Raw genomic sequence first — 24,198 nt, 5'->3', positions numbered from 1 at the left:
CCCCCCCCCCCCCCCCCCCCCCCCCCCCCCCCCCCCCCCCCCCCCCCCCCCCCCCCCCCCCCCCCCCCCCACTACAGACGGCGTTAGGGTGACGTTAGAGCACCGTGCCCATGGCCTTGATCAGCACGGGGTCGCGTCCGTAGATGTCGGGTGCGTAGACCAGCCCGCCGTCGCGATTGACCTCCACCGTCCAGTACCCCAGCAACACTGGCACTGGCGTGGCCAGCCGGAATTCGTGGGTCAGGCCGGTGGCCAGCAGTTCATCGGTGCGCGTGCGTTCGGCCGGGCTTACCAGCAGGTCGCGCAGCATCAGTGGCTGTTCAACCCGCACGCAACCTGAACTGAACGCCCGTGGCCCTTTGGTGAACAGCGGCTGACTCGGCGTGTCGTGCAGGTACACCGAGTACGGGTTGGGAAAGCGCATCACGATCTTGCCCAGCGGGTTGCGCGGGCCAGCTTCCTGGCGCAGGAGAATATTGCCGGGCCGGGACCAGTCCACCTGGTCCGGCGCCAGCGCGTGGCCCTGGGCGTCGAGCACCTGCAGGTTTTGCTGGCGCAGGTATTCGGGGTTGAGGCGGATGGCCGGGAGTTTGTCCTCGCGCATGATGGTGGGCGGGATGGTCCAGGTGGGGTTGAGGGTCAGCCGGGTGATGCGCGACTTGAGCAGCGGCGTCTGGCGTTCGGCGCGGCCGACTTGCAGGCGGGTCTGCCACACGGGAATGCCGCTCTGGTAGACGCTCAGTTGCGCCGCGGCGACGTTAACCACCACCCCTTCAGGCTCCAGGTCCTGGGCCAGCCAGCGGAAACGTTCGAGGTTGATACGCAACTGGTCGCGGCGAATCGCCGGGCTGATATTGAGTTCGGCCACGGTGCCGGTGCCGATCACGCCATCCGCTTGCAGCGAGTGGCTGAGCTGGAACGCTTTGACCGCCTTGACCAGGTCGTCGCGGTATTGCTTGCCGCTCGGTGCCTTGGCCAGGTAGCCGCCACTGATCAGGCGCCGTGCCAGTTCCGGCACGCGGGGGTCTTCCATGCCGGGGCGCAGCAATGGGCCGGTGGCTACCGGGTCCCAATGCGGCAACGGCTGTAGACGCACGGCGGAATAGGCATTGCGCAGGCTGCGGTAAAGGTCGGCACTGGGCCGCGCTTGGTCGAAGGCTTGGGCCATGTCTTGCAGGCCCGTGGCGGCGAATGCGAGCACTTCGGTGTTGGCGTCGCGGGCCGGTGGTTGGGAATGCCACAACGGCTCGAAGCGCGATTGCTGGAGGCGACCGTAGTGCAAATCCTGCAGGGCTTGCAGGTACTGCTGGCTGATGCCGATATCGGTGCACAGCACGTTGGCCGTGGCATCTGCCGCAGGCAGGCTATAGTGGGTGGGGTCCAGGCCGTCATCCGCCAGCATCAGCAACTGAGCATTCAGCGCTTGGCGGCGCTCAGCCTCGGACCACAACGGCGTATCGCCCTGCTGCTGATAGAACGCTTGCAGCCGCAACTGGGCGGCCGGGTCGATGTGGGGGGCGAGGTCGGGGCAAACGCTGGCTAACTGAGCGAGGGCCTGTTGCACCGGGCTGACAGAAAGCACGGGCACGGCGGCCAGGGGCACCTCATCGGCTGTCGCGACCAGTGGTGCAACGAGCAGGCAAATGCTCAAGTAACATGCGTGTTTTTTGAACACTTGGCTTCACTCCAATCCGCAGCGGGGGGATGTACTGCAGATGCTGACTTTTATGTACCGGTTAGGCCCGATCACCCTGGGTCTGATTTCCATGGGCCTGGCTGTATTGAGCAATTCTGCGCTCGCCGCCAATGGCAACCCTCCTACCTTGTATAGCAGCCTCGCGCGCTCGGCTCCAGAACTCAATCCCACTGTGCTTAAAAGCGCCCTGAGCGCGGTGCAGTGCGCGGTCAATAACGGCGAGGAACGTTCCGAGCGCCTCGCCGTCATTGACTACTCCCAGCCCTCGACCGCCCGTCGCCTGTGGATCTTCGATTTGCGCAAGAAGACCCTCGTACTGCGCGACCTGGTGGCCCACGGCGCCAAATCCGGGGAAAACTTCGCCACCCAGTTCTCCAACCGCGAAGGCAGCCACCAATCCAGCCTGGGCTTGTTCCGCACCCAGGAAAGTTACCTGGGCACCCATGGGTATTCGCTGCGCATGGATGGCCTTGAGCCGGGCTTCAATGACCAGGCCCGCGACCGCGCCTTGGTGATTCACGCCGCCGACTACGTCAACCCGGCCTGGAGCAAGCGCGAAGGCCGTATCGGCCGCAGCCAGGGTTGCCCGGCCGTGCGCCCGCAGGTGGCCCGCCAGGTGGTGGACAAGCTCAAGGATGGGCAGTTCATGTTTTCGTGGTACCCGGACCAGCGCTGGCTGAAGTCTTCGACCTATCTCAACTGCAAGCCCCAACAGGTGGCGAGTAGTCGTACAATCCGTGGTGGATAGCCTGTCCCCATAGCTAAAAGAGAGCGTCGAATGCTTCTACATAAATCCACCTGGATCGAGATCGGGCAGTTTCTGGAACGTAGCCGCACGGTGGTGGTGCCCATCGGGTCCAACGAACAACACGGCCCGACCGGCCTGCTGGGCACCGACTGGATGTGCCCGGAAATCATCGCCCATGAGGCGCAGAACAACGCCGACCTCCTGATCGCGCCGACCTTCAACATCGGCATGGCCCAGCACCACCTGGGCTTCCCCGGCACCATTTCCCTGCGCCCTTCCACCTTTATCGCCGCCATTGGCGACTGGGTGCGCTCGCTGGTCGGGCATGGTTTCGAGAAGATCCTGTTTCTGAATGGCCACGGCGGCAATATCGCCACGATCGAGGCGGCGTTTTCCGAACTGTACGCCGAAGCGAGTTTCGCCCGTCGCCCGGCCGGCTTCGCGCTCAAGCTGGTGAACTGGTGGGACCTGGAAGGCGTCAACGACCTGGCCCAGCGCCAGTTCCCGGTGGGCCACGGCAGTCATGCCACCCCGTCGGAAATCGCGGTGACGCAATGGGCTTACCCGGAGTCGATCAAGACCGCCGAGTATTCGCCACAAATCGCCAACACCGGACCGATTCGCGAAGCGCTGGACTTCCGCGCACGCTTCCCCGACGGGCGCATGGGTTCGGACCCGGCGTTGGCGACGGTGGAAAAAGGCGGTGAGTTGGTGGCGCTGGCTGCGCAAGGGCTGATCAAGACCGTGAATGCCTTCACCAGCGAAGCCAAGCCCTAGCCTTGTATCAAACCAAACTGTGGGAGGGGGCTTGACCCCGATTGCGGTGTATCAGCCACCTTATTCATTGGCTGACACCCCGCTTTCGGGAGCAAGCCCCCTCCCACATTGGTATGTGTGTTGCCTGAGACTATTTGCAGTCTTGTGCGACCTGCTCCAGGCGCGACGGCGTGATGGTCGACGCCAGCGGCTTGCGCTCGTACAGGAACACCTTGGTGCCGTCCTGGGACTTGTAGGCTTCCAGCACGTCATCCGCGGCAAATTTGCTGGTGAGCACCACTTTGGCGTGGCGCGAATTCTGGGTCACGGTGGAAGTGATGCCGTGCTTTTCAAGCTTGGGCAGCACGCACTGCAGGTAACCTTCGGGGGTCTTGGTCGACTGCAGGGTCAGGGTTGGAGCATTCGGGGCAGACACACAACCGGCCAGCAACAATGAAGCAAAGGCCATGGCCGGGGCGAAAAAAGAGCGCATAGAGCATCCTGAATAGATAAAAAGTGTCGGTCGCATCAGCCGGCACGCACCAAGGCTTTGAGCGACGCATCAAACTGTTTCAAGGCATCGAGTTGTACGTCACGCTGCTGCTCGATCTGGGCGGCAATCTCGGGCGCCGCCTTGTCATGCACCCACACCGACGGTACCTGTTTGCGCACCGAACCTTCGGCCTTGGCGATGTATTGCAGGTTCGCGTCATAGAACCGTGCAACAAAACGCGCCTCGACCTGATCGTTACGCTGGGTCAACAGTTGGTTATGGGTATCGAGCATCACCACCACATCGGGATGAGCCTGCACCAGTTCATCGAGGCTGCTATAGACAGTCACCGAGAGAAAAGTGCCCTGCAGCGAGCTCATCAACCAATCAATGGCCAGTTCCGGGTCGGAGCTGTTGACGAACGCCTGGCGGATGCGCCCATCAAGGGCATCCTTGGCGCCGTTCAAGGCCATGGTGTGGTAACGCTCAAGGTAGCTGAGGTTGTCGCGGGTGTTTTCGGTGTACAACACACCCACCGACTGCGCACGCTGCAGGGAGTCTACGCTACCGTCGATCGGTAGCAAATGGCCTGTACGCAGATCATCGGCAATCGCCGGGTTGGTCAGCACCACGGCACTCACCATCAGCATCATCAAACCCAGTTGGATAAAAGTCCTCATCGCGCGATCTCCTTGAGCGGCGTCTCGATGGGGCAATTGTCCACTAATGGCGTAAAAACAGAACTTGCGATCCTTGATGGTGACTATCATTTGAACCGATAGTGTCGCGTAGCCCGACCTCACTATAACGATAAGGATCCGCCATGAAGCCTCACCAGAAAACCTTCGACCGTATCCGCGAAGCCGTCTTGCCGGAGTTTCGTGAGCGGGTCGCCGATTACCTGGTCGACTATGAAGCCGTGCTGCAGGACGAAACCGCCGACGCCGACCAGGCCTTCGCCAGCGCCCAACAACTGCGCGGCTACCTGCGTGGCTTGAACACCACGCGGGTTCTGGGCATGGCCGACTGGGAAGACCTGGACCGCCGCGTGGCCCAGGAATGGTTGTAAGCCTCTAGAGTGCAGGCCGTTGCAGGTTGACCCAGGCCTGCACCGATGGCCGCTGCCACTGGCGGCGGGCGTAGTCCACCAACTCGGCCGGCACCGGGTCGCCGTTGAGGATCAGCCGGTTGAGCATCACCGGCAGGTCCACGTCGGCAATCGACCACTCGCCGAACAGGTGCTCGGGGTTACCCGCCAGCAGCGCCTGCGCCGCCGCGATCAACTTGCGGGCGGCGGACTGGGCCACGGGTGACAGCGGCGGCATCGTCTGCCCGTAGAACACCACCAGCGTCGAACGCTCCTGGCGAATCGGCAGCATGTCGCTGCGCAACCACGCCTGCACCTGGCGCGCCCTCGCCCGCAGGTGCAGGTCAGCCGGGTAGACCGGCACGGCGGGATAGGCCTCTTCCAAGTATTCGCATATCGCCGACGACTCCGACAGCGCAAAGTTGCCGTCCTCAAGCGTCGGCACCCGCTGGGTCAGGGACAGCTGGGCAAAATCTGCCGCTTGGTTCTGGGCGGCGTCCAGGTCCAGGGTCACCGTTTCAAACGCCAGGCCCTTTTCCAGCAAGGTGACAAACACCGACATCGCGTAGGGGCTGGTGAAGTGGGCATCAACGTACAGGCGCAGCGGGGCTTGGCTCATGGCGGAACTCCTTGGTTGGAAACCCACGCTACGAGATCGACGACCAGAATGACAATGCTGGGTTTTTATGGGGGCATTCCTGGCGGGAATAGCGGCGTTGATGGCAATATTATGGCCATCGGCCACAATGCCGATTCGCCCCGCCCCTCGTGGTTCTCAAGGAATGAGCTTTCAAGGAATGATCAGCACATGAAACAAGCGGTTGTGGTCATCCACGGCATCGGCGAACAGCGCCCGATGGACACCTTGCGCGGCTTCGTGGAAGCGATGATCCCCGCCGACACGCCCGACGGCACGCCCTTCTACTGGAGCAAGCCGGACCGGCTGTCACGCAATTTCGACCTGCGCGTGTTGAAGTCATCGGGACGCACCACCACCGACTTCTACGAATATTACTGGGCCCACAAGATGCAGGGCACCAAGGTCGGGCACTTGCTGGGTTGGCTGTGGGACATCTTCAAGCGCCCGCGCCGCGACATTCCAGACGCCATCGTGCCGATCTGGCGCACCACGCGCTGGACGGTGATGCTGTTCCTGTTGCTGGTGGCCACCGGTACCCTGGCCACCGCCTGGGGCAAGTTCGAGCACCACGACAACCCTTTCGCCCTGGTCCCGCTGCTGATGGGCGCCGTCGGCCTGGGTCTGCGCTATTCCGCCCTGTCGTACCTGGGCGACGCCGCCCGCTACCTCAGCCCCAACCCGCAGAATGTGGTGGTGCGCGAACAGATCCGCGCCGACGGCGTAGCGTTGCTGCGCGCCTTGCACAACAAAGGCGACTACGACCGCATCATCGTGGTCGGCCACAGCCTGGGCAGCGTGATTGCCTACGATATCGTCGGCTACCTGTGGCATGAACATCACGACCAACTGACCAAGGTGATCCCCAGCAATCGCGAGTTGGCCGAGCGATACGCCGACAACGAGCCGCTGCAACCGGTGATCAACGAAACCCTGCACGCCGCTGGCGCCGCACTGGATGGCAGCCTGGGCAGCCTCTTCAGGTTTCGCGAACAGCAGGCCCAGGCGTTCATCGAACAGCGTAGCCTGGGCAACCCCTGGCGCATCACCGACCTGGTCACGGTCGGCAGCCCCATGGCCCACGCCAGCCTGTTGCTCGGCCGTAGCGTCAGTGATTTCAAGCAGCGCATGGAACGCCGCGAAGCCCCCGCCTGCCCGCCCACCGAAGACACCAAGGGCTACGGCTACAACGCGCGCCAGGCGGTGATGCTCGGGCAAAAGCCGTTCACCCCGCAGTACCTGCACCACGCGGCGGCCTTTGCGGTGACGCGCTGGACCAACCTCTACTTTCCGGCGCCCTTGGGTTTGTTTGGCGACATTGTCAGCGGCCCGGTGAGCCCGGTGATGGGCGCCGGTGTGCTGGACTTGCCGGTGACCGTGGGCAAATGGAAAGGCTGGCTCGCCCGTTCCTGGCTCAGCCACACCCACTACTGGAGCGAGCGCGGCGGCGCAAAAGGGTATCTCGCCAACCTCACCAAGGAGGCCCAGGCGATCAGCCACGGCCCGCGCCCGTCAGCCACCGAAGCCCTGCGCTGGGCCGTCGACCTCAAGGGACTGCGGCGCTTTCGCCCCGCCGGCGCCAAAGAAATCCCGGTGCCTGTCGAGGCTTAACCCGCAAAGCCACCGGCGTCGAGAAACACACGTTCCTCCTCGGTGGTGGGCCTGGCCAGCACCTCATTGCGATGGGGAAAGCGCCCGAACCGCTCGATGATGTCGGCGTGCTCCTTGGCCCAGTGGAAGGTGTTGGCGTCCAGGTGCTGGTTGAGGGCGACCGAACGTTGCTGGTCGGCCTTGTCTTCGGAGTGTTCGAACGGCAAATAACAGAACGCGCGCAACGCCGGTTCGATCTGCTGGTCCAGGCCGGCGTCCACCATCCGCCGTGCGTACAGGCGGGCCAACGGGTCGGTGGCAAACATGTGCGCCGTGCCGCGAAACGCATTGCGCGGGTACTGGTCCAGCAGGATCAGCAAGGCCAGCGCGCCCTGCGCCGTGTCCAGCCAGCCTTCCAGTTCACGGCGCGCCGCTTGCAGGTGGGTGGTGTAGAAGGTGTCGCGAAACGTCGCGTCAAACGCCGCATCCTTGGCGAACCAGCGCTTGGGCCCCGCCTGTGTCCAGAACTCAAGCACCGCTTGGGCAGACTGTCCATTCGTGTTCATCATCAATCCCCTGTTCAACCCGCAGATTTCATCATAGGCGCGTGCCGAATCCATTAACGTTCCCGGGTGCCTGAAGCATTTCAGCACCCGGAGCCGTTCCTGCGTCGGAGCGGTCGCGCCATTGCCTTAATAGGGTTTACCTGATGATCCACCGTCTTGCCCAGGTTTTCAGTGATTCGAACAGCCAGGTCCGTGGCAAATTATTCGGCATCTACGGTGTGTTGATCGCCCTCAACGTGGGTGCCTGGCTCTGGGCACTGGCGGCGTTTCACGCGCACCCGGTGTTGTTGGGCACCGCCCTGCTCGCCTACAGCTTCGGCCTGCGCCACGCGGTAGACGCCGACCACATCGCGGCCATCGACAACGCCACCCGCAAGCTGATGCAGGAGCAAAAACGCCCGGTGGCGGTGGGGTTCTTTTTCTCCCTGGGGCATTCCTCGGTGGTGGTGCTGGCGTCCATCGCCGTGGCCTTTACGGCGGCGACCCTCAAGGACCATTTCGAAGCGTTCAAGGCCGTGGGCGGCGTGATCGGCACCTCGGTCTCGGCGCTGTTCCTGCTGGTGATCGCGCTGATGAACCTGGTGATCCTGCGCTCGATCTATCAGGCCTGGCGGCATGTGCGCCAAGGCGGCGCGTACGTAGAGGAAGACTTCAACCTGCTGCTGGCCGACCGGGGGTTCATGGCGCGGATCTTTCGCCCGTTGTTCCGCCTGATCAGCCGCAGTTGGCACCTGTACCCGCTGGGCTTCCTGTTTGGCCTGGGGTTTGACACCGCCACCGAAATTGCCCTGCTGGGCATCTCCGCCGCGCAGGCGGCGCAAGGGTTGTCGCCGTGGTCGATCATGGTGTTCCCGCTGCTGTTCAGCGCCGGCATGTCCCTGGTGGACACCCTCGACGGGCACCTGATGCTCGGTGCCTACGGCTGGGCGTACCTGAAGCCGATCCGCAAGATCTACTACAACATGAGCATTACCCTGGTGTCGGTAGTGGTGGCGGTGGTCATCGGCAGCATCGAGGCGCTGGGGCTGATCTCGGACCAGTTGGAACTCAAGGGGGAGTTCTGGGCGTTTATCGGCAGCTTGAATGACAGCTTCGGGCTGCTTGGGTACCTCATCATCGGGATTTTTGTGGTGAGTTGGGGGGCGTCGGTAGTGTTGTATCGGGTGAAGCGGTATGACCAGCTTGAGACCAGCCACCCGTTGTGACGCGCAGCGTCGCCCCAAACACCAGGAAGGGTTAGAAGTCGACAGTAGCCGAAACCTTGAGCGTGCGCGGCTCCCCCTGGGTCAGGTAGTTGTTGGCCGTCGAAGCCGAGGCCCAATACGCCTTGTTCGCCACGTTCTCAAGGTTGGCGCGCAGGGTGATGAGCTTGTCGTCAGCCTTGAAGCCATAACGGGCGCCGAGGTCGACGCGGGTCCAGGCCGGAATATCCAGGGTGTTGGTCGCATTGACGTACTCGCCTCCAGTACGCAACAGCCGCGCGCTAACCGCCGCGCCCTGGATGCCCGGCACGTCCCAGTCAGCCCCCACGTTGAACTGGTAGCGCGGCACGCCGGCCACGCGGTTACCGTCGCTCAGGCCATTGGAGGTGTTCTGTTGTTCGGTGTGCATCCAGGTCGCACCGGTCAGCAAGCGCAGGCCGTCGATGGGTTCACCGAATACATTCAGCTCCACGCCTTTGTTGATTTGCAGGCCATCGACGCTGAACGTATCCAGACTATTGCCCGGCAAGCGCGAGGTGGCGTTGTTCGGCTGCTCGATCCGGTAAACCCCGAGCGTCGCGCCGTAGCTGTCCCAATCCAGCTTGATCCCGGCTTCGGTCTGCTTGCTGCGCTTGGGCGCGAAAGTAACGTTGGGGTTGGTCACCCCCGTAGACGGCGACGTCGGCCCCTGGGCCAGCCCTTCGATGCGGTTGGCGTAGAACGACACATGCTCCCACGGCTTGAGCACCACGCCATACACCGGCGTAGTGATCGACTTGTCGTAGTTGGCATTGCGCGCACCGGTGGTGGTGTTCCACGCGTCCACTTCGATGGTCTGGCGGCGCAGGCCCACGGTCAACAGCACGCGGTCATCGAGAAAGCCCAGGGTGTCGGAGGCGGCGGCGCTCTTGATGCGATTTTTGCCGACCACCCGTGGGTCATGAATGTCGCTGCCGAAGTAGGTCACGGTGGGACGCGGGATCTGGGTAGGGTTATACAGGTTGCCCGGCTTGCGGTTGGCCTGGGTGATCGCCTCGAACGCCGAACGCTGCTCACCCCAGATGCCCGACAAACCGAGGTTCATCTGATGGGTCACCGGCCCGGTGTCGAAGTGCCCGTTCAAACCGGCCATGGCGCTCTTGTTGTCTTCGTCGTGGGGCGAATAGAGGAAACCCACGCGCCCGCTGCCATCGTTGCCCACGTACAGCGACGAATACTCGCCGTTCTCCCGCGTGTGCTTGGCGCCGCCACCCACGTAGGCGGTCCAGCTGTCAGTGAGATCGTACTCGGCGTTGAACATGCCGTAGGTGTCTTCCAGCTCCGACCAGCTCCAGTCCTGCGCATAGTTGTGCTTGGCCGAGGGCGCCTTGGGCACTTGGGTGCCGTTGGGGTACACCACGGAGCGCCCGTTGTTGATGCGTTCTTTCTGGTAGCCGAAGTCGGTGGACACGCGCAGGCGATCGCCGCGGTAGTCCAGGGCAATGGCCACCAGCTGCGAGCTTTTGTTTTCGTCATCAATGGCTGTGTCGCCCCCGTGCCTGGCCAGGTTGACCCGCGCACCGAAGCGGTTGTCTTCCCCAAAACGCTGGCCCAGGTCGAGGTGGCCACCGGTCTGGCCGTCGCTGGCGTAGTCGAGGCTGACGCTGCGGGTCGGCGTGTCTTCGGCGCGCTTGGGCACCAGGTTGACGCTGCCGCCGATGCCCGTGCCAGCTGGAGACACGCCGTTGACGAAGGCGTTGGGGCCCTTGAACAACTCCACGCGCTCCAGGGCTTCGGTGGTGATGATCTGCCGGGGCAGCACGCCGTAGAGGCCATTGAAGGCAATGTCATCGGTGTTCAGCGGCAAACCGCGAATGATGAACATCTGGGAGAAGTTGCCAAACCCCGAGGACTGGCGCACCGAAGCATCGTTGAGCAGCACATCACCCACGGTGCGCGCCTGCTGGTCGGCAATGGTTTTGGCGGTGTAGCTGACCACGCTGAACGGCACATCGTTGATCGAACGGTTGCCCAACACACCCAGGCGCGCCGACCGCGCCACCTGGCCGCCGCCATAGGTGTCTGCCTGCGCCCCGCTCCCCTCGCCGCTGATGGTGGTCGCGCCCAATTGCACCGCCGCGCCATTGGCCTCCGGCACCACGGTGTAGCCCTGGGTGGCAGTGCCTTGCAAGGTGTAGCCGCTGCCTTGGAGCAAGTGCAGCAAACCTGACTGAGCGGTGAAGTCGCCGTGCAGGCCGGGGCTCTGCTGGTCATTGAGCAGCGTGGAGTCAAACGACAACGGCACGCCGGACAACGCCGCGAACTGCGCCAACACATTGCCCAACGACCCCGGCGCGACGGTGTAGCTGCGTGCCGCGTGGGTGGACGCTTCCTCGGCGGCCAGCACGCTGTGCAACGGTGCGATGGCCGCCAGGGCAACAGCCAGGCTCAAGGCTTTCAAGGGGCGAATGGGGTGCGGGCTGGCGGTCATGGGCATTCCTGTTGGCGCGGTGCAAAGGTGAGGGTTATTCCCCTACACCGGGCGACAACGAAAAAGGTCTCAGCGAACAGTGAAAAAAATTCAGCGCGGTTCGACGGTCACCCAGTAGCCGGTCAGGCTGCTGATCTTCACCGGCAAGGTTTCCTGCAGCAAACGCAGGCTGGCGTCGGTGTCGCGCAACGGGAACGCACCCGAAACGGTCAAGCCCGCCACACGTTCATGGCAGCGCAACACGCCGGGGCGATAGCGGCCCAGTTCGTCGAGCAAATCCGCCAGGCGCATGTGCTGGGCCAGCAGCATGCCGTTCTCCCAGGTGGTCGCGCTGACCGCCAACGGTTCCACCGCCGCCACACGGTCGCGGCCAAACGCGCTCTGCTCACCGGCCTTGAGGACCACCCCACGGCTGGCTCGTTCCGGCAGCATTTCCACGGCCCCCTCAAGCACGGCGACGCGGCTGCTCTGCTCGCCCACACGCACGCTGAAATGCGTTCCCAGGGCACGAGCTGTGCCGTGGCGGGTCTGCACGATAAATGGGCGATGCGTCGGCGCAGGGTCTTTGGCGGTGGTGATCATCACCTCGCCCTGCAGCAACTCGATGCGCCGCACCTGGTCGGTGAAGGCGATATTCAACGAGCTGTTGGTGTTGATCAGCAGCCGTGTGCCGTCGGGCAAGGTGAGGGTGCGCTGTTCGCCGATAGCCGTGTGCTGGTCGGCCGTCCAGGCTTGCCAGGGCTTGTGTTGGTACGCCAGCCACGCTGCAGGGCCGGCCAGCAACAACAGACCGAGTGCCTGGCGCCGGCCCAGGGATGGTTTGCGGCCGATGCGCTTGAGGGTCTCGCCGGCGATGGCCCCGGGCACGCTGTTGAAGTCACCCAATATCGCTTCCGCGCGCTGCCAGGCTTGGGCGTGCTGGGCACTGCGGCCTTGCCATTGGGCCACGGCGCGGCGGTCTTCGTCGGTGGCGCTGCCGGACTGCAGTTGCACCATCCAGTCGGCGGCTTCGCCGAGGATCTGCGGGTCGATGGACGGGTTCATGCCACGCTCAGGCACGCGAGGAAGGCATCGCGCATGTAGCGCTTGACCGAGGCCAGCGACACCTTCAGCTCATCGGCGATCTGCGGGTAGGTCAGGCCATCGATCTGCGACAACAGGAACGCCTGGCGGGTTTTCTCGGGTAAATCGCGCAGCATGGCTTCGATGCGGTACAGCGCCTCAAGGATCAACCAGCGGGTTTCCGGCGACGGAACATGCTGCTCCGGCAGATGGGCGATGGTTTCCAGATAAGCGCGCTCGACTTCCTGGCGGCGCCAGCTGTCGATCATCAGGCCCTTGGCGATGTGGGTGAGCAAGGCGCGCGGCTCGCTGCCGTACCCTGCGGGGTTCTGGCGCGTGAGCAGGCGCATGAAGGTGTCATGGGCCAGGTCGGCCGCGTCGCTGGCGTTGCCCAGCTTGCGGTCGAGCCAGCGGTACAACCATCCGTGGTGTTCGCAGTACAGCGCCTGGAGAGGCAGATTGAGCGAAGACGACATGCAGATCACCCGGAACCCGGCAGTAATTAAGAATTGATCGCATTCTAATTGCAGCCACAGAGCCCGGCAACGCATTAATTAATGTTATAGGATAACGCCAATTTTTCGCCTGACCTGTGACCCTCGCCCATGACCGACGCTGTCCCCCTGCGCCAACGCCTGCTTTCCATCGACGCCCTGCGTGGCCTGGTGATCCTGTTCATGTTGCTGGACCACGTGCGCGAAACGTTCCTGCTGCACCGCCAGGTCAGCGACCCGATGACCCTCGACAGCACCGAACCGGCCCTGTTTATCAGCCGCACCCTCGCCCACCTGTGCGCGCCGGTGTTCGTGCTGCTCACGGGTTTGTCGGCGTGGTTGTACGGCCAGAAATACCAGGGCCGCGGGGATGTATCGGCATTCCTGTTTAAGCGCGGGCTGTTTCTGGTGGTGCTGGAATTCACTCTGGTCAACTTCGCCTGGACCTTCCAACTGCCGCCGAGCGTGATCTACCTGCAAGTGATCTGGGCCATCGGTGTGAGCATGCTCGCTCTTGCCGCCTTGGTGTGGTTGCCAAGGCCGCTGTTGATTGGGTTGGCGCTGCTGATCATCGCTGGTCACAACCTGTTGGATGGCGTGCACTTCGCGCCAGGCTCATCCCTGCAAAACCTGTGGGCGATCTTGCACGAACGTAGTTGGATCGACGTGAGTGACACCCTGCGATTGCGCACCACCTACCCGGTGCTGCCGTGGATCGGCGTGATTGCCTTGGGTTACGGTCTGGGTCCGTGGTTTGCCAATGGCATGCAGCCGGCGAGGCGTCAGCGTTATCTGCTGCTGGCGGGTGTGGGGGCGCTGATCGGATTTGGTGTGGTGCGAACATTCAATGGCTACGGTGAAAAACCCTGGCTGAGTTACGACAGTGGCGTGTACACGCTGATGAGCTTTTTCAACGTGACCAAGTACCCACCTTCGCTGTTGTTCCTGACGATGACCTTGGGCGTGGGTCTGCTGCTGTTGCTGGCCTTTGAACGCGCGGGGCACAAACGCTGGATCGCCCTGCTCGCCACTTTCGGCGCTGCGCCGATGTTCTTTTATCTGCTGCACCTGTATGTGCTGAAAATCCTGTATGTCGCCTGTGTGGCGCTGTTTGGTCTCAATCACGGCAACTATTTCGGCTTCGACAGCATCGGCGCCGTGTGGCTGGTGGCGCTGTTGCTGCCACTGGCGCTGTATCCACCCGTGCGCTGGTTCGCCGGGCTCAAGGCGCGCCGCCGCGACTTGGCCTGGCTCAAATACCTGTAGCCGCCCACCCTGTGGGAGCTGGCTTGCCTGCGATGGCGGTGGCTCAGCTGCAACTCTGCTGGCTGATGGATCGCTATCGCCGGCAAGCCGGCTCCTACAGTGAGGGCAGATCCGCGGGTGTACTCGGTCAACTGTGGGGTGGCTTGTCGGATCGCAGCAGGGACCCAGCGCCTACACGATGTGCACGTAGAACGCGTGAAACATGAAGTACGCGCAAACCGCCAGCGCAATCCCCATGCACCGGTTGAACACGGTGAACGCCGAGGTGCCGTTGATGCGCCGCCCCAGCCCAGCCCCGAGCAGTGCGTACACCCACGGCGCACCAAAAGCGCCAAAGGCCAGCACCGCCGACACCAACGCAATCGACACGCCGGTGATGTGCGCTGCCGGCAGCATCACACTGGTGATTGGCAGCACCGCCATGATGCCCTTGGGGTTGAGCAGTTGGATCACCAGCCCGTTCCAGAACGTGAGGGTCTTGGTCGGCGCCGTTGAAGCTGCTTCATCCACCACCGTGCGCGCGGTGAACACCTGGTACGCGAGGTACAGCGTGTACACACCGCCCACCAACGAAATGTACGGCAGTGCAGCCTGGGAGATGATCGCCTCGCCGGTGTAGCCAAACAGCACGAACAGCACCAGCATCGCGCAGCCCACGCCGATGAAAAACCCGGTGGAGCGCCGGAACTGGCCGGTGAGCCCGGCATTGAGGCCCATGAAATTCACCGGGCCGGGGCTGTACATGACGCTGAATGCGTAGAGGAAAATGTCCATGGAAAACCTGCAGTAGAGGGAGTGCGGCGAGTCTACTGAGGCCTGTCGGGGGGATTCTTGTACGTTCGTAGGTTGGCGCGGCAGCGGGTGGGCCGAACAATCACAACTGGCACCGGGGCTGAGATTACGCCTACCATGTAATGACACCTAGCCTGTGAACGTGCCCAATGCTCAAAGCCAGTCTGCGTACTCACCTGACCCTGTGGTTTGCCGGTTTATCGTTGCTCACTTTGCTGATCGTGGGCTTTTACGTGGGGCATATCGCCACTGAACAGGTGAAGCAGGCCAGCGGCAACGCCCTGCTCAGCACCGCCCGTTCCAGCGCGGCGCTGCTGGCGGTGCAATTGCGCGAGCGGCAGCTGGAAGTGTCGCTGCTGAGCAAGGCGCCGTTGTTCCGCCAGGGCGACCTGGACGCGCCGGACATCATGACCTTGATGGAGCTGCGTACCCAGTCACGCGCCGAGTACGCGTGGATGGGCGTAGCCGACGCCGAGGGCCGGGTACGCCAGGCGGTGAAGGGGTTGCTGGTCAACCAGTCGGTGCAGCAACGCCCGTGGTTCCAGGCGGGCATGCGCGGGGAATACACCGGTGATCCCCACGAAGCCGTGTTGCTCGCCAAGCTGCTGCCGAGTGCGGCCAAGGGTGAGCCGCTGCGCTTCATCGACTTTGCCGCGCCGATCCGCAACGCCAAGGGCGAAACCATCGGCGTGCTCGGCGCCCATGCGCACTGGCGCTGGGTGACCCAGATCGTCGATGCGGCGGTGATGCAAAAGGACGCCGCGCCCAGCCTGCAAGCGCTGATCATCGACTTCGACGGCAAGGTGCTGTACCCCGAGATCCTCGCGGGCGAACAAATGCCCCAAGCCAATCTGCACTCACCTTCCGGCTGGACCACCGGCAACGGCTACGTGACGGCCTCGGTGGCGGTGCCGAGCCCGTCCAATGCCAACCTGTCGTGGTACATCGTGGTGCGCCAGCCGCTGGACATCGCCCTGCAACCGGCGCGGGTGCTGTTGTACAAATTGCTGATCCTGGGCGTGCTCGCCGCCATCGTGTTCGGCCTGGTGGCGTACTACCTGGCACTGACCCTGAGCCGGCCGATCGAGCGCCTGGCAAAGTCCGCCAAGCTCGTGCAGGAGCAGCAACCCGGCGCGGTGTTTTCCCAGGAGCATCCGGTGCTGGAGATCGCCCAACTGGGGCAGTCCATCAGCCGTATGACCCAATCGTTGCTCCACAAGGAACGTGAGTTGCAGGAGGCCAATGCGTCCCTTGAAGCAACGGTGGCTCAACGCACGGCCGACCTGACCCAAGCCAACGCCGACCTGTTGAAACTGGCCACTCACGACGCGCTGACCGGGGTCTACAACCGCCGCCGCTTCGACGAGAAACTCGCCGAAAACAGCCTGCTGTTCCAGCGTACCGGACGCACCTTCGCCCTGCTGTTGATCGACGCCGATTACTTCAAACGGGTCAACGATACCTACGGGCACGCTGTGGGTGACGACGTGCTCTGCCAACTCGCCGCCCTGATCGAAAGCACCACCCGCGCCACCGACTTTGTCGCGCGTTACGGCGGTGAGGAGTTTGCGGTGCTGCTACCCGAAGTCGAAGAACCGGACAGCCCCGAGGTGGTCGCCGAAAAAATCCGCGCCGCCGTGGCCGCCGCGAAATTCCCCACGGTGGGCCATGTGACGGTCAGCATTGGCGTAGGCGTGGCCGAGCCGTCGGACCGCGACTCCTCGGCACTGCTCAAGCGCGCCGACATGCAGCTCTACCAGGCCAAGGGCGCGGGCAGGAACCGGGTGGCGTAAACCTTGGGTTTTGCTTATCACTGAAATATCCGCCAGCGTCTGTATCCGCTGGCAGGGGCTTTTCATAATCGTGCTTCCTCAACATTTCAGGAAGCACACCATGCACCCGTTGACGGTCGTGTTGGCGCACGTGGTTGCGCTGGTCTTCACCTTGCTCAGTATCGGTGCCCTTGCCTTGGCGCTGGCCGAGATTGGCCGCCTGGTGTCTTGATGCCAGTTATCACCCTTTGTAGTGAGCGGGCTTGCCCCGCGCCGCGTTGTCTCAGGCACCCGATTTCTCCTGTGAATGGGCGGTGTCTGGGCTGGCGCGGCGCGGGGCGAGCCCGCTCACTACAAAGATCGGGTTTATAGCAGGGGGATCGAGTAGCTGACGAATACGCGGTTCTGGTCCTGGTCCCGTGCGACTTCGCTGCGCGATACGCCGTTGCGCCAGCCAAACCCGACGTTCTTGAACGTGCCGCTCTGCACCACGTAATCCAGGGAGATATCCCGCTCCCATTCGCTGGCGTTGTTGCCGGCGGTGGTGAGGATATGGTCGCCCTTGAGGTACATCACCGACGCCTTCAGCCCCGGCAGGCCCAGTGCGACGAAGTCGTAGGCGTATTGCGCAAACGCCGTGCGCTCGCCGGCCTGGATGAAGGTCTGCACGGTGCGGTCGGTGTAGAGGTAGAGGCTGGAACCGCCCTCCCCTTTGTTCACCAGACCACCCTGGTTGAGCTGGGCGAAGTTGCTGTCGTCCGACACTTGCTGGTAACCCGCCGTGATGGCGTGCGGGCCGAGCGAATAGATGAACGCCGCACTCCAGGTGTTGTTGTCGATTTCACCCGTGCCGTTCTTGGTATAGCCACCGAACTTGTAGCCTTCGGCGCGCCCGGCCGCGCTGCTGTTTTTGCCGTCGGAGGTGGTCTTGAAGTAGCGCAGGTCGGTTTTCAACGAGCCGTAATCACCCAGCGGCAACACGTGGATCAACCCGGCAAAGTGCTGTTGGTAATAATCCTCAAGGTTGGCGTAGTAGTACTGGACCATCAGGTCCTTGGTCACCTGGTAATCGGCGCCGGCGTAGTTGAATTTATTGCTTTCCTGGCTGCCGCCCGCCGCCGCCAACCCACTGCGGTCACTGGAACCGCGTCCGGTGGTGTGTTGCAGCTGGCCGCCGATCAGGGTCAGGTTGTCGATGTCCTTGCTGGTGATCTGCCCGCCTTCGAACGACTGCGGCAACAGGCGGCCATCGTTACTCACCAGGATCGGCAGGTTCGGCCGCAGGTAACCGTAGCGCAGTTCGCTCTGGGCGAAACGCGCCTTGGCCGTTGCACCGCCACGGGCCCAGCTGTCGGCGGCCTTGCCGTCATCGTTGGGGATCATCGAACTGCCCACATGGCGGCCGGCGCCGCTGTCGAGGGTCACGCCGAGCATGCCGATCGCATCCAGGCCAAAGCCGACCGTGCCGTCTGTAAAGCCCGACTGATAGTTGAGGATAAATGCCTGACCCCACTCTTCGGTCTTCGATGGTGCCGCAGCACCGTCACGGTTATCGTTATTGAAGTAGAAGTTGCGCATGTTCAAGTTGGCTTTGCTGTCCCCCAGGAAATCAGCAGAGGCCAAGGGGCTCAGGGCCACGCCCAAGGTACCGGTCAATACGCTTAATACATTCAAAGTAGCTTTCATCAGGACGAACTCCGGCGCGGAATTCAAGTTCCGGGCGCAAAAAATAGGCAGCAGGAAGCACTCGGCCAAACTCGGGTTGGCCGGTGCGTTAACTAACGGTTAGCGACTTAGTTGTGCGAAGTGGACCTCCGTAAACGGCTAGTCAATCAATCCATGAGCGTCATAAAACGGGTACGGCCCCGGGTAGTCCCCGAACACCGCGTTGTGGCTGATCAACCCTTGGGATTGATCCCAGCGGTGCAGCAGGTAACCGGCCGGTTCCAGGTTGAAATGCGCAGGGGCCGCATCCTGCAAATCGAGCACAATCTGGTGCGAAGTGCCCGGGCACACACAGCTCAGGCTACCGCCAAACCGCCGCTGCATCGGGCGATGCAAATGCCCGCAGAGCAGGCGCTCCACCTGCGGGTGACGAGCGACCACACGCTCCAGGGCGGCGGCGTTGATAAAGGGTTCGCGATCCATATGGCCGATGCCGCTGATAAACGGCGGGTGGTGCAGGATCAGCACAGTGGGCGCGTCGGGGCGCAGTGCCAACTGTTCATCGAGCCACTGCAGTTGGCTGTCGAGCAACTGCCCGCCGTGGCCACCGGGGATGGTCGAGTCCAGGCCGATCAAGCGCAGCGGATGTTCGTCCACCACCCAGTCCAGCGGGCCGTCGGCCGACGCTGGCAAGTAAGCGTGATCCGCAAATGCGTCCAACAACGGCCCACGCGTGTCGTGGTTGCCCGGCACCAGGTAGCACGGCATGTGCAGGCGTGCGAGTTCGGGGTGCAGCACGGCATATTCATCGGCACGGCCGAAGTCCACCAGGTCGCCACTGATGACCACGATGTCGGGCCGTGGGTGGCTGGCGTTCAAATGGTCGACGGCACGGCGCAGCGCGCCCAGGGTATCGACCACCCCATAGGTGAGGCGCTGGCCGGCTTTGAGGTGCAGGTCGCTGATCTGCGCGACGAGAAACGGACGATTCACTAATAGAGTCTCAAGCATTCAGGGTAAACAACATGTGCGGCGCAATCGCCAGGGCAATCGGTGCGCCAACGGCGTAGAGCTGGTTGTCGCTGCTGTCCACCAGCAGCGGTTGCGGGCCGCCCACCTCCACCAGCAAACGGCTTTGCGCGCCCTGGAAGAACTGCGCCAGCAGGTGGCCGTGCAAGTGTCCTTCGCTCTCCATCACCTTCAGGTGTTCGGGGCGGCAATACACCGTGCTGGGCCGCTCGGCCGCATGCCACGGCAACTCGCCGCCGCAGACTGTCAAACCATGGGCCGACGACGCGATCACCGGGAAGGCATTGAGGTTGCCGACAAAGCCCGCGACGAACGCATTGGCCGGTTTCTGGTAGATCTCCCGCGGGCTCGCCAACTGCGCGACACGCCCCTGCTCCATCACCAGGATCCGGTCGCCCAGGGCCATGGCTTCGCCCTGGTCATGGGTAACGAACACAGAGGTGATGCCGAGGCCGCGCAGCAGCTCATTGAGTTCGCTGCGCAGGCGTTCGCGCAGTTGCGCATCGAGGGCGGCCAGGGGTTCGTCCAACAACAACACTTTCGGGCGTGGGGCCAAAGCGCGGGCCAACGCCACGCGCTGGCGCTGGCCGCCCGACAACTCATGGATGCTGCGCTTGCCATGATTCTGCAAGCCCACCAGTTCCAGCAGTTCATCGCAGCGCTTGTTGCGCTCCAGCGCGGCCATGCCGCGAATCTTCAAGCCGTAGACGATATTCCCCGCCACATCCAGGTTGGGAAACAGCGCGTAGTTCTGGAACACCATGCCCACGTCGCGGCGCTCGATGGGCAGGCGGGTCACGTCCTGATCACCAAACAGCACCTGGCCCACGTCCGGGCGCTCAAGGCCGGCGATCAGGCGCAAGGTGGTGGTCTTGCCGCAGCCCGATGGGCCCAGGATCGCCAGGGTCTCGCCGCCTTCGACGGTCAGGTTCAGGTCATGCACGGCCACGGTGCCGTCGGCGAACGCCTTGCGACAGCCTTGCAGGCGGATAGTGATAGCGGTCATCGACGCTCTCCACGGGACAAACGGGCACTGATGGCCTGCAGCGCAATCAGCAGCGGCACGATCATCAGCAAAAAGATAAGGGTGTAGGCGCTGGCGATTTCCAGGCGCGCCGAGGCGTAGCTGTCGGCCAGGCCCACCGGCAACGTCTTGGTCATGGGTGTGTGGAGCATCCAGGTCAGGTTGAACTCACCCAGGGACAAGGTCACCACCATCAGCACACCGGCCAGGATCCCGGCCCGGCAGTTGGGCACCACCACGCTGAAAAAGCGCTTGATCGGCCCCGCGCCAAGGCTGGCGGCAGCCTCTTCCAGCACCGGCAGTTGCTGGCGCTGCATCACCGCCATCACCGGGCGCACCAGGAACGGCAAGGTGAACAGCACATGGCCAACCAGGATGAACAGCCAGCTGCTGCGAAAGCTGCCGAACTGGCCGTAGGTCAACAGCAAGGCCAGTGCACTGGCCAAGCCGGGCATGGCCACCGGCAGCACCATCAACTCTTCGAAGGCGCGGCTGAAGCGGTTGTTCATGCGCACCAGAGCGTAGGCCGCCGGTACGCCGATCACGCAGACGCACACCGCGCAGGCCAGGGCCAGTTGCAGCGACAGCCACACGGTGGACGAATAGGCTTGCCACACCTGGATCAGCCAGTCGAAGGTCAAGCCGCTCGACAGGCCGACGAAGAAGTTGCGGGTTACACCGGCCAGCAATGACATCAGCACCGGCACCAGCATGAAGGCGCACACCAGCAAAGTGAACAGCAGTTGAATCACAAACAGCGATGAACGTTTCACAGCACAGTCCCCGCGTTTTTCACCAGGCGCCGGGTGAGCAGCAACACCGCCCAGGTCACCGCGCCCAGCACCACCGACAGCGCAGCGGCGACGGCAAAGTTGGCGTAGTTGGTGAACACGTTGTAGATCGCCACCGGGGTGACATTGAGCCGCGTGCCCAAGGTAAAGGCCGTGCCGAAGGCGCCCATGGACGTGGCAAAACAGATCGCCCCGCACGACGCCAACGCAGGCGCCAAACCCGGTACGATCACGTCGCACACCACGCGCCAAAGCCCGGCGCCCAGTGAATGCGCGGCCTCCTCCAGGCTGCGGTCGAGGCTCTCGCACGCCGCCATCACCGTGAGAATCACCCGCGGAATCGAGAAGTACAGGTAGCCCACAAACAGTCCCGCCAGCGAGTAGGCGAAGATCCAGCGCTCACCGGCCAGTTGCAGGCCCAGTGAAGCCAGCAAGCCTTGGCGGCCGGCCAGCAGGATCACCAGGAAGCCCACCACCACGCCGGGAAAGGCCAAGGGAAAGGTGAGCAGCGCCACCAATGCCGAGCGCCCGAAGAACTGGTGCCGGGCGAGGAACACGCCGCTGATGCCGCCGATCACCAATGCGACCAGCGTCACCACCACGGCCAGGACCAGGGTTTGCCCCAGGCTGCCCAGGTACTGCGCGCTGCTGAGCACCTGCCAATAGCCGCTGCCATTCGCGTCGCGGCTCTCGGCGCCAAGCAGCACCAGGTGCGCCAGCGGCAACAGCCAGAATGCGAGCAGCACAGCAAACGCGGGAGCCAAGGCCCAGCTTGCGTGTTTTGCGGACGCTGCCACTTACTTGACCTCGTTCAGGTAACGGGCGGCGAAGGCTTCCTGCACAGCGGCCATTTTTTCGTAGTCCACCACACCGGCGCGGGCGTAGTCGCTGTCAGGCAGGAACTGTGCCGCCACGTCAGCCGGCATTTTCATCGGGCGCACCGGGCGCAGGTAGGCCTTGGCCCAGAGTGCCTGGCCTTCGTCCGACAGCACGAAGTCGAGGACTTTCTCGGCATTGGCGCGGTGTGGTGCGTTGGCCACCAGGCTCATCACGTAGGGCACGCTGATGCTGCCTTCCTGGGGGATCACGAAGGCGACGTTGGCGTTGTCCTTGTAGCGGGCGCGGTAGGCGTTGAAGTCGTAGTCCACCAGGATGGGCAGCTCACCCGACAGCACCCGCGCATACGCGGTTTGCTTGGGCACGATGGGGGCGTTTTTCGCCAGTTTCTGGAAGTAATCGATGGCCGGCGCGAAGTTGTCCAGGTCGCCGCCCATGGCGCGGTTAATCGCCACGGCCGAGACGTAGCCGACAAACGCGCTGGACGGGTCGAGGTAGCCAACCATGCCTTTGTACTCAGGCTTGAGCAGGTCGGCCCAGCTTTGCGGCACCGGCAAACCACCCAGCGCATCGACGTTGACCATGATGCCCAAGGTGCCGGAGTGGATGGCGAACCAGTGGCCGGCCGGGTCTTTCAAACCGGCAGGAATCTGGTCCCAGGCCTTGGGTTTGTAGGTGCCCACTACATCGGCCTTCTGCGCTTGCAGGCCGAAGGTCACGCCGTAGTAAACGACGTCGGCCACGGGCGCGGCTTTTTCGGCAACCAACTGTGCCAGGGACTGGCCGGAGTTCTTGTTGTCCAGCGGCACTTGCACACCGGTGCTGGCGGCGATGGCCTTGAGCTGGGTGCCCCAGTCGGCCCAGTCGGGCGGGCAGTTGTAGCAGATAGCGGTTTCGGCGGCCTGGGCCAGGCTGGCGGCTCCGCACAGCAGCACGGCTGCCAGGGTTTTACTGAACGCGCGCATCAGGCGTCTCCTCATGGGGTTGGGTGCTGTCGCCCGGCCGGATATGACAAGGCAGGCAATGGGATATCGGGTCGTTGCCAGCGATCTGCGCCAGCAACTGGTCAATCACGGTGCTGGCAAGCAGCGCGATGGGCTGCACCACGCTGCACAGGGTCGGGTGCATCTGGGTGCCGAGGCTGATGCCGTCAAAGCCCATCACCGAGAGTTGTTCGGGGACGTTCCAACGGTTGCGGCGCAGTTCGGCGATCAGGCTGATGGCCAGGAAATCGTTGGAACACACCAGCGCGGTAGGCGCGTCCGGACCTTGCAGGAACGGTTCGATCGCGGCGAATTCAGCTTGGGTGTGGGCCGGCATTTCGATCACCGGGCGGCTGTCGAGGCCGTATTCGTTCATGGCGTCGCAGTAACCGGCGTAGCGCAGGCGCGCCCGGTCGGACTGCAACGCGGGGCCGGCGACCATGCTGATGCGGCGGTGCCCGGCCTCCAGCAAATAACGGGTGGCCAGGGCCATGCCGGCACGGTTGTCCACCGACACGGCGCTGTAGTTGGGGTTGCTCGGTTGGTGATAAGCCAGCACAAACGGGGTTTGCTCGGTGTTCAGGCTGCTGAGCACGGCATTGCTCTCGGCATCGGTGACCGTCAGCACCAGGCCGTCGACCCGTTGGCGCAGCAGTTCTTCCACCACAATGCTCTCGCGCTCGCTGTTGTAGTCGGTGGTGGCCAGCAACAGGCTGTAGCCTCGCAACCGCGCGGCGCGCTCCATGGCCTGGAACTGTTCGGCGAACACCGGGTTGAGCAGGTTGGGCACCACCACACCAATCAACTGGGTGGTTTGCAGGCGCAACTGGCGACCCAGCAGATTGGGCCGGAACCCCAATTCACGGGCGGCAGCGAACACCTGTTCACGGGTGGTCGGGCGCACCTGGTCGGGGGAAGCAAAGGTGCGGGCGGCGGTGGCGCGAGATACGCCAGCCAGCCGTGCAACGTCTTTCAAGTCAGTCATTGTCACTCGCTTGAGATCGATCTCATTGGCGAGGACAGTAGCGAGGGAATGTGGCAGACAAGTGGTGAGTAGATGACAATTTGATGTCATTCGAAGCCAGACATCTTCTCCCGCCTATGGAGATCACTTGTAGGAGTTGTCGAGCTATAGCGAGGCTGCGAAGGCGGTGGGTCAGGCAACATCGCTGTTGCCTGTGCCGCCGCTTTCGCAGGCAAGCCAGCTCCCACAGTGGATCTTCGTTGCGACACAGATC

General features: G+C 63.3%; 23 protein-coding genes. 7 read left to right on the top strand and 16 right to left on the bottom strand.

Annotated features, from left to right (window positions below; translation table 11 throughout):
• Positions 1-94: 94 nt before the first annotated feature.
• Entirely contained in the window at positions 95-1,675 is a 1,581-nt protein-coding gene (locus tag AC07SU_RS09970; RefSeq protein WP_494996950.1) for a L,D-transpeptidase family protein, read from the bottom strand.
• A 40-nt stretch (positions 1,676-1,715) separates the two neighbouring features.
• Here AC07SU_RS09970 and AC07SU_RS09965 point away from each other — a divergent pair, with 40 nt between their 5' ends.
• Together AC07SU_RS09965 and AC07SU_RS09960 are read left to right on the top strand one after the other, a co-directional pair.
• Positions 1,716-2,444: a murein L,D-transpeptidase catalytic domain family protein gene (locus AC07SU_RS09965; protein ID WP_176995664.1), complete on the top strand. Its 729-nt coding sequence runs from the start codon at positions 1,716-1,718 to the stop codon at positions 2,442-2,444.
• A gap of 30 nt (positions 2,445-2,474) precedes the next feature.
• Positions 2,475-3,221 carry a creatininase family protein gene (locus AC07SU_RS09960; RefSeq protein WP_494996949.1) on the top strand — a complete coding sequence of 249 codons (747 nt, stop codon included), beginning with the start codon at positions 2,475-2,477 and terminating at the stop codon, positions 3,219-3,221.
• 130 nt (positions 3,222-3,351) lie between these two features.
• Here the strand turns inward: AC07SU_RS09960 and AC07SU_RS09955 are convergent, their stop codons facing one another.
• Positions 3,352-3,693 (bottom strand): hypothetical protein, encoded by a 342-nt coding sequence (locus AC07SU_RS09955; protein WP_494996948.1) that lies wholly within the window; start codon positions 3,691-3,693, stop codon positions 3,352-3,354.
• Between the two features lie 35 nt (positions 3,694-3,728).
• Entirely contained in the window at positions 3,729-4,373 is a 645-nt protein-coding gene (locus AC07SU_RS09950) for an ATPase (protein WP_176995661.1), read from the bottom strand.
• Positions 4,374-4,516: 143 nt separating this feature from the next.
• On the opposite strand from AC07SU_RS09950, the gene AC07SU_RS09945 reads away from it, so the two are divergent.
• The gene (locus tag AC07SU_RS09945; RefSeq protein ID WP_494996947.1) at positions 4,517-4,762 is read left to right on the top strand and encodes a hypothetical protein; all 246 of its coding nucleotides are present in this window, start codon (positions 4,517-4,519) and stop codon (positions 4,760-4,762) included.
• Positions 4,763-4,766: 4 nt separating this feature from the next.
• Here AC07SU_RS09945 and yfcF read toward each other — a convergent pair whose 3' ends face one another.
• A complete protein-coding gene (yfcF, locus tag AC07SU_RS09940; RefSeq protein ID WP_494996946.1) occupies positions 4,767-5,399 on the bottom strand; it encodes a glutathione transferase in 633 nt (210 codons plus the stop codon).
• A gap of 189 nt (positions 5,400-5,588) precedes the next feature.
• Here yfcF and AC07SU_RS09935 point away from each other — a divergent pair, with 189 nt between their 5' ends.
• The gene (locus AC07SU_RS09935) at positions 5,589-7,028 is read left to right on the top strand and encodes an alpha/beta hydrolase family protein (RefSeq protein ID WP_494996945.1); all 1,440 of its coding nucleotides are present in this window, start codon (positions 5,589-5,591) and stop codon (positions 7,026-7,028) included.
• Here AC07SU_RS09935 and AC07SU_RS09930 read toward each other — a convergent pair.
• Entirely contained in the window at positions 7,025-7,573 is a 549-nt protein-coding gene (locus tag AC07SU_RS09930; protein ID WP_494996944.1) for a DUF924 family protein, read from the bottom strand. The two genes, AC07SU_RS09935 and AC07SU_RS09930, sit on opposite strands and share 4 nt — an antisense overlap.
• Before the next feature lie 143 nt (positions 7,574-7,716).
• On the opposite strand from AC07SU_RS09930, the gene AC07SU_RS09925 reads away from it, so the two are divergent.
• Positions 7,717-8,778 (top strand): HoxN/HupN/NixA family nickel/cobalt transporter, encoded by a 1,062-nt coding sequence (locus tag AC07SU_RS09925; RefSeq protein ID WP_494996943.1) that lies wholly within the window; start codon positions 7,717-7,719, stop codon positions 8,776-8,778.
• Positions 8,779-8,809: 31 nt separating this feature from the next.
• Here AC07SU_RS09925 and AC07SU_RS09920 read toward each other — a convergent pair whose 3' ends face one another.
• From AC07SU_RS09920 to AC07SU_RS09910, 3 genes are all read right to left on the bottom strand, one after another.
• On the bottom strand, positions 8,810-11,245 hold the full coding sequence (locus AC07SU_RS09920; RefSeq protein WP_494996942.1) for a TonB-dependent siderophore receptor: 2,436 nt from the start codon (positions 11,243-11,245) through the stop codon (positions 8,810-8,812).
• Between the two features lie 90 nt (positions 11,246-11,335).
• Positions 11,336-12,289 carry a FecR domain-containing protein gene (locus AC07SU_RS09915; protein WP_494996941.1) on the bottom strand — a complete coding sequence of 318 codons (954 nt, stop codon included), beginning with the start codon at positions 12,287-12,289 and terminating at the stop codon, positions 11,336-11,338.
• Positions 12,286-12,783 (bottom strand): sigma-70 family RNA polymerase sigma factor, encoded by a 498-nt coding sequence (locus AC07SU_RS09910; RefSeq protein ID WP_494996940.1) that lies wholly within the window; start codon positions 12,781-12,783, stop codon positions 12,286-12,288. Before AC07SU_RS09910 ends, AC07SU_RS09915 begins: the two co-directional genes overlap by 4 nt.
• A 129-nt stretch (positions 12,784-12,912) precedes the next feature.
• Here AC07SU_RS09910 and AC07SU_RS09905 point away from each other — a divergent pair, with 129 nt between their 5' ends.
• The gene (locus AC07SU_RS09905) at positions 12,913-14,067 is read left to right on the top strand and encodes an acetyltransferase domain-containing protein (protein ID WP_494996939.1); all 1,155 of its coding nucleotides are present in this window, start codon (positions 12,913-12,915) and stop codon (positions 14,065-14,067) included.
• Between the two features lie 171 nt (positions 14,068-14,238).
• Here AC07SU_RS09905 and AC07SU_RS09900 read toward each other — a convergent pair whose 3' ends face one another.
• Positions 14,239-14,841 (bottom strand): LysE family translocator, encoded by a 603-nt coding sequence (locus AC07SU_RS09900; protein ID WP_178922228.1) that lies wholly within the window; start codon positions 14,839-14,841, stop codon positions 14,239-14,241.
• 167 nt (positions 14,842-15,008) lie between these two features.
• Between AC07SU_RS09900 and AC07SU_RS09895 the strand changes: the two genes are divergently transcribed.
• Positions 15,009-16,652 (top strand): sensor domain-containing diguanylate cyclase, encoded by a 1,644-nt coding sequence (locus AC07SU_RS09895; RefSeq protein WP_494996938.1) that lies wholly within the window; start codon positions 15,009-15,011, stop codon positions 16,650-16,652.
• A 345-nt stretch (positions 16,653-16,997) separates the two neighbouring features.
• On the opposite strand, the gene AC07SU_RS09890 is transcribed toward AC07SU_RS09895, so the two are convergent.
• The 7 genes from AC07SU_RS09890 to AC07SU_RS09860 all read right to left on the bottom strand — a co-directional run bounded on the left by AC07SU_RS09890 (position 16,998) and on the right by AC07SU_RS09860 (position 23,945).
• A complete protein-coding gene (locus tag AC07SU_RS09890) occupies positions 16,998-18,317 on the bottom strand; it encodes an OprD family porin (RefSeq protein ID WP_494996937.1) in 1,320 nt (439 codons plus the stop codon).
• A 138-nt stretch (positions 18,318-18,455) separates the two neighbouring features.
• Positions 18,456-19,289: a phosphodiesterase gene (locus AC07SU_RS09885; RefSeq protein WP_494996936.1), complete on the bottom strand. Its 834-nt coding sequence runs from the start codon at positions 19,287-19,289 to the stop codon at positions 18,456-18,458.
• A 10-nt stretch (positions 19,290-19,299) separates the two neighbouring features.
• A complete protein-coding gene (locus AC07SU_RS09880; protein ID WP_494996935.1) occupies positions 19,300-20,331 on the bottom strand; it encodes an ABC transporter ATP-binding protein in 1,032 nt (343 codons plus the stop codon).
• Positions 20,328-21,122 carry an ABC transporter permease gene (locus AC07SU_RS09875; protein ID WP_494996934.1) on the bottom strand — a complete coding sequence of 265 codons (795 nt, stop codon included), beginning with the start codon at positions 21,120-21,122 and terminating at the stop codon, positions 20,328-20,330. Before AC07SU_RS09875 ends, AC07SU_RS09880 begins: the two co-directional genes overlap by 4 nt.
• Positions 21,119-21,937 carry an ABC transporter permease gene (locus AC07SU_RS09870; RefSeq protein ID WP_494996933.1) on the bottom strand — a complete coding sequence of 273 codons (819 nt, stop codon included), beginning with the start codon at positions 21,935-21,937 and terminating at the stop codon, positions 21,119-21,121. Before AC07SU_RS09870 ends, AC07SU_RS09875 begins: the two co-directional genes overlap by 4 nt.
• The gene (locus AC07SU_RS09865; RefSeq protein ID WP_176995644.1) at positions 21,938-22,942 is read right to left on the bottom strand and encodes an ABC transporter substrate-binding protein; all 1,005 of its coding nucleotides are present in this window, start codon (positions 22,940-22,942) and stop codon (positions 21,938-21,940) included.
• The gene (locus AC07SU_RS09860) at positions 22,926-23,945 is read right to left on the bottom strand and encodes a LacI family DNA-binding transcriptional regulator (protein ID WP_176995643.1); all 1,020 of its coding nucleotides are present in this window, start codon (positions 23,943-23,945) and stop codon (positions 22,926-22,928) included. Before AC07SU_RS09860 ends, AC07SU_RS09865 begins: the two co-directional genes overlap by 17 nt.
• Positions 23,946-24,198 lie beyond the last annotated feature (253 nt).

Source organism: Pseudomonas sp. GW821-FHT05H12 (assembly GCF_059419385.1).
This window is presented reverse-complemented; position numbering and strand designations above follow the sequence as displayed.

What these genes read in the sequence shown, in the direction of transcription:
- AC07SU_RS09890 (WP_494996937.1), bottom strand. Translation starts at nt 18,317, where the DNA reads ATGAAAGCTACTTTGAATGTATTAAGCGTATTGACCGGTACCTTGGGC.
- AC07SU_RS09925 (WP_494996943.1), top strand. Translation starts at nt 7,717, where the DNA reads ATGATCCACCGTCTTGCCCAGGTTTTCAGTGATTCGAACAGCCAGGTC.
- AC07SU_RS09895 (WP_494996938.1), top strand. Translation starts at nt 15,009, where the DNA reads ATGCTCAAAGCCAGTCTGCGTACTCACCTGACCCTGTGGTTTGCCGGT.
- AC07SU_RS09960 (WP_494996949.1), top strand. Translation starts at nt 2,475, where the DNA reads ATGCTTCTACATAAATCCACCTGGATCGAGATCGGGCAGTTTCTGGAA.
- AC07SU_RS09905 (WP_494996939.1), top strand. Translation starts at nt 12,913, where the DNA reads ATGACCGACGCTGTCCCCCTGCGCCAACGCCTGCTTTCCATCGACGCC.
- AC07SU_RS09880 (WP_494996935.1), bottom strand. Translation starts at nt 20,331, where the DNA reads ATGACCGCTATCACTATCCGCCTGCAAGGCTGTCGCAAGGCGTTCGCC.
- AC07SU_RS09915 (WP_494996941.1), bottom strand. Translation starts at nt 12,289, where the DNA reads ATGAACCCGTCCATCGACCCGCAGATCCTCGGCGAAGCCGCCGACTGG.
- AC07SU_RS09865 (WP_176995644.1), bottom strand. Translation starts at nt 22,942, where the DNA reads ATGCGCGCGTTCAGTAAAACCCTGGCAGCCGTGCTGCTGTGCGGAGCC.
- AC07SU_RS09920 (WP_494996942.1), bottom strand. Translation starts at nt 11,245, where the DNA reads ATGACCGCCAGCCCGCACCCCATTCGCCCCTTGAAAGCCTTGAGCCTG.
- AC07SU_RS09860 (WP_176995643.1), bottom strand. Translation starts at nt 23,945, where the DNA reads ATGACTGACTTGAAAGACGTTGCACGGCTGGCTGGCGTATCTCGCGCC.
- AC07SU_RS09900 (WP_178922228.1), bottom strand. Translation starts at nt 14,841, where the DNA reads ATGGACATTTTCCTCTACGCATTCAGCGTCATGTACAGCCCCGGCCCG.
- AC07SU_RS09910 (WP_494996940.1), bottom strand. Translation starts at nt 12,783, where the DNA reads ATGTCGTCTTCGCTCAATCTGCCTCTCCAGGCGCTGTACTGCGAACAC.
- AC07SU_RS09965 (WP_176995664.1), top strand. Translation starts at nt 1,716, where the DNA reads ATGCTGACTTTTATGTACCGGTTAGGCCCGATCACCCTGGGTCTGATT.
- yfcF (WP_494996946.1), bottom strand. Translation starts at nt 5,399, where the DNA reads ATGAGCCAAGCCCCGCTGCGCCTGTACGTTGATGCCCACTTCACCAGC.
- AC07SU_RS09935 (WP_494996945.1), top strand. Translation starts at nt 5,589, where the DNA reads ATGAAACAAGCGGTTGTGGTCATCCACGGCATCGGCGAACAGCGCCCG.
- AC07SU_RS09945 (WP_494996947.1), top strand. Translation starts at nt 4,517, where the DNA reads ATGAAGCCTCACCAGAAAACCTTCGACCGTATCCGCGAAGCCGTCTTG.
- AC07SU_RS09950 (WP_176995661.1), bottom strand. Translation starts at nt 4,373, where the DNA reads ATGAGGACTTTTATCCAACTGGGTTTGATGATGCTGATGGTGAGTGCC.
- AC07SU_RS09930 (WP_494996944.1), bottom strand. Translation starts at nt 7,573, where the DNA reads ATGAACACGAATGGACAGTCTGCCCAAGCGGTGCTTGAGTTCTGGACA.
- AC07SU_RS09955 (WP_494996948.1), bottom strand. Translation starts at nt 3,693, where the DNA reads ATGCGCTCTTTTTTCGCCCCGGCCATGGCCTTTGCTTCATTGTTGCTG.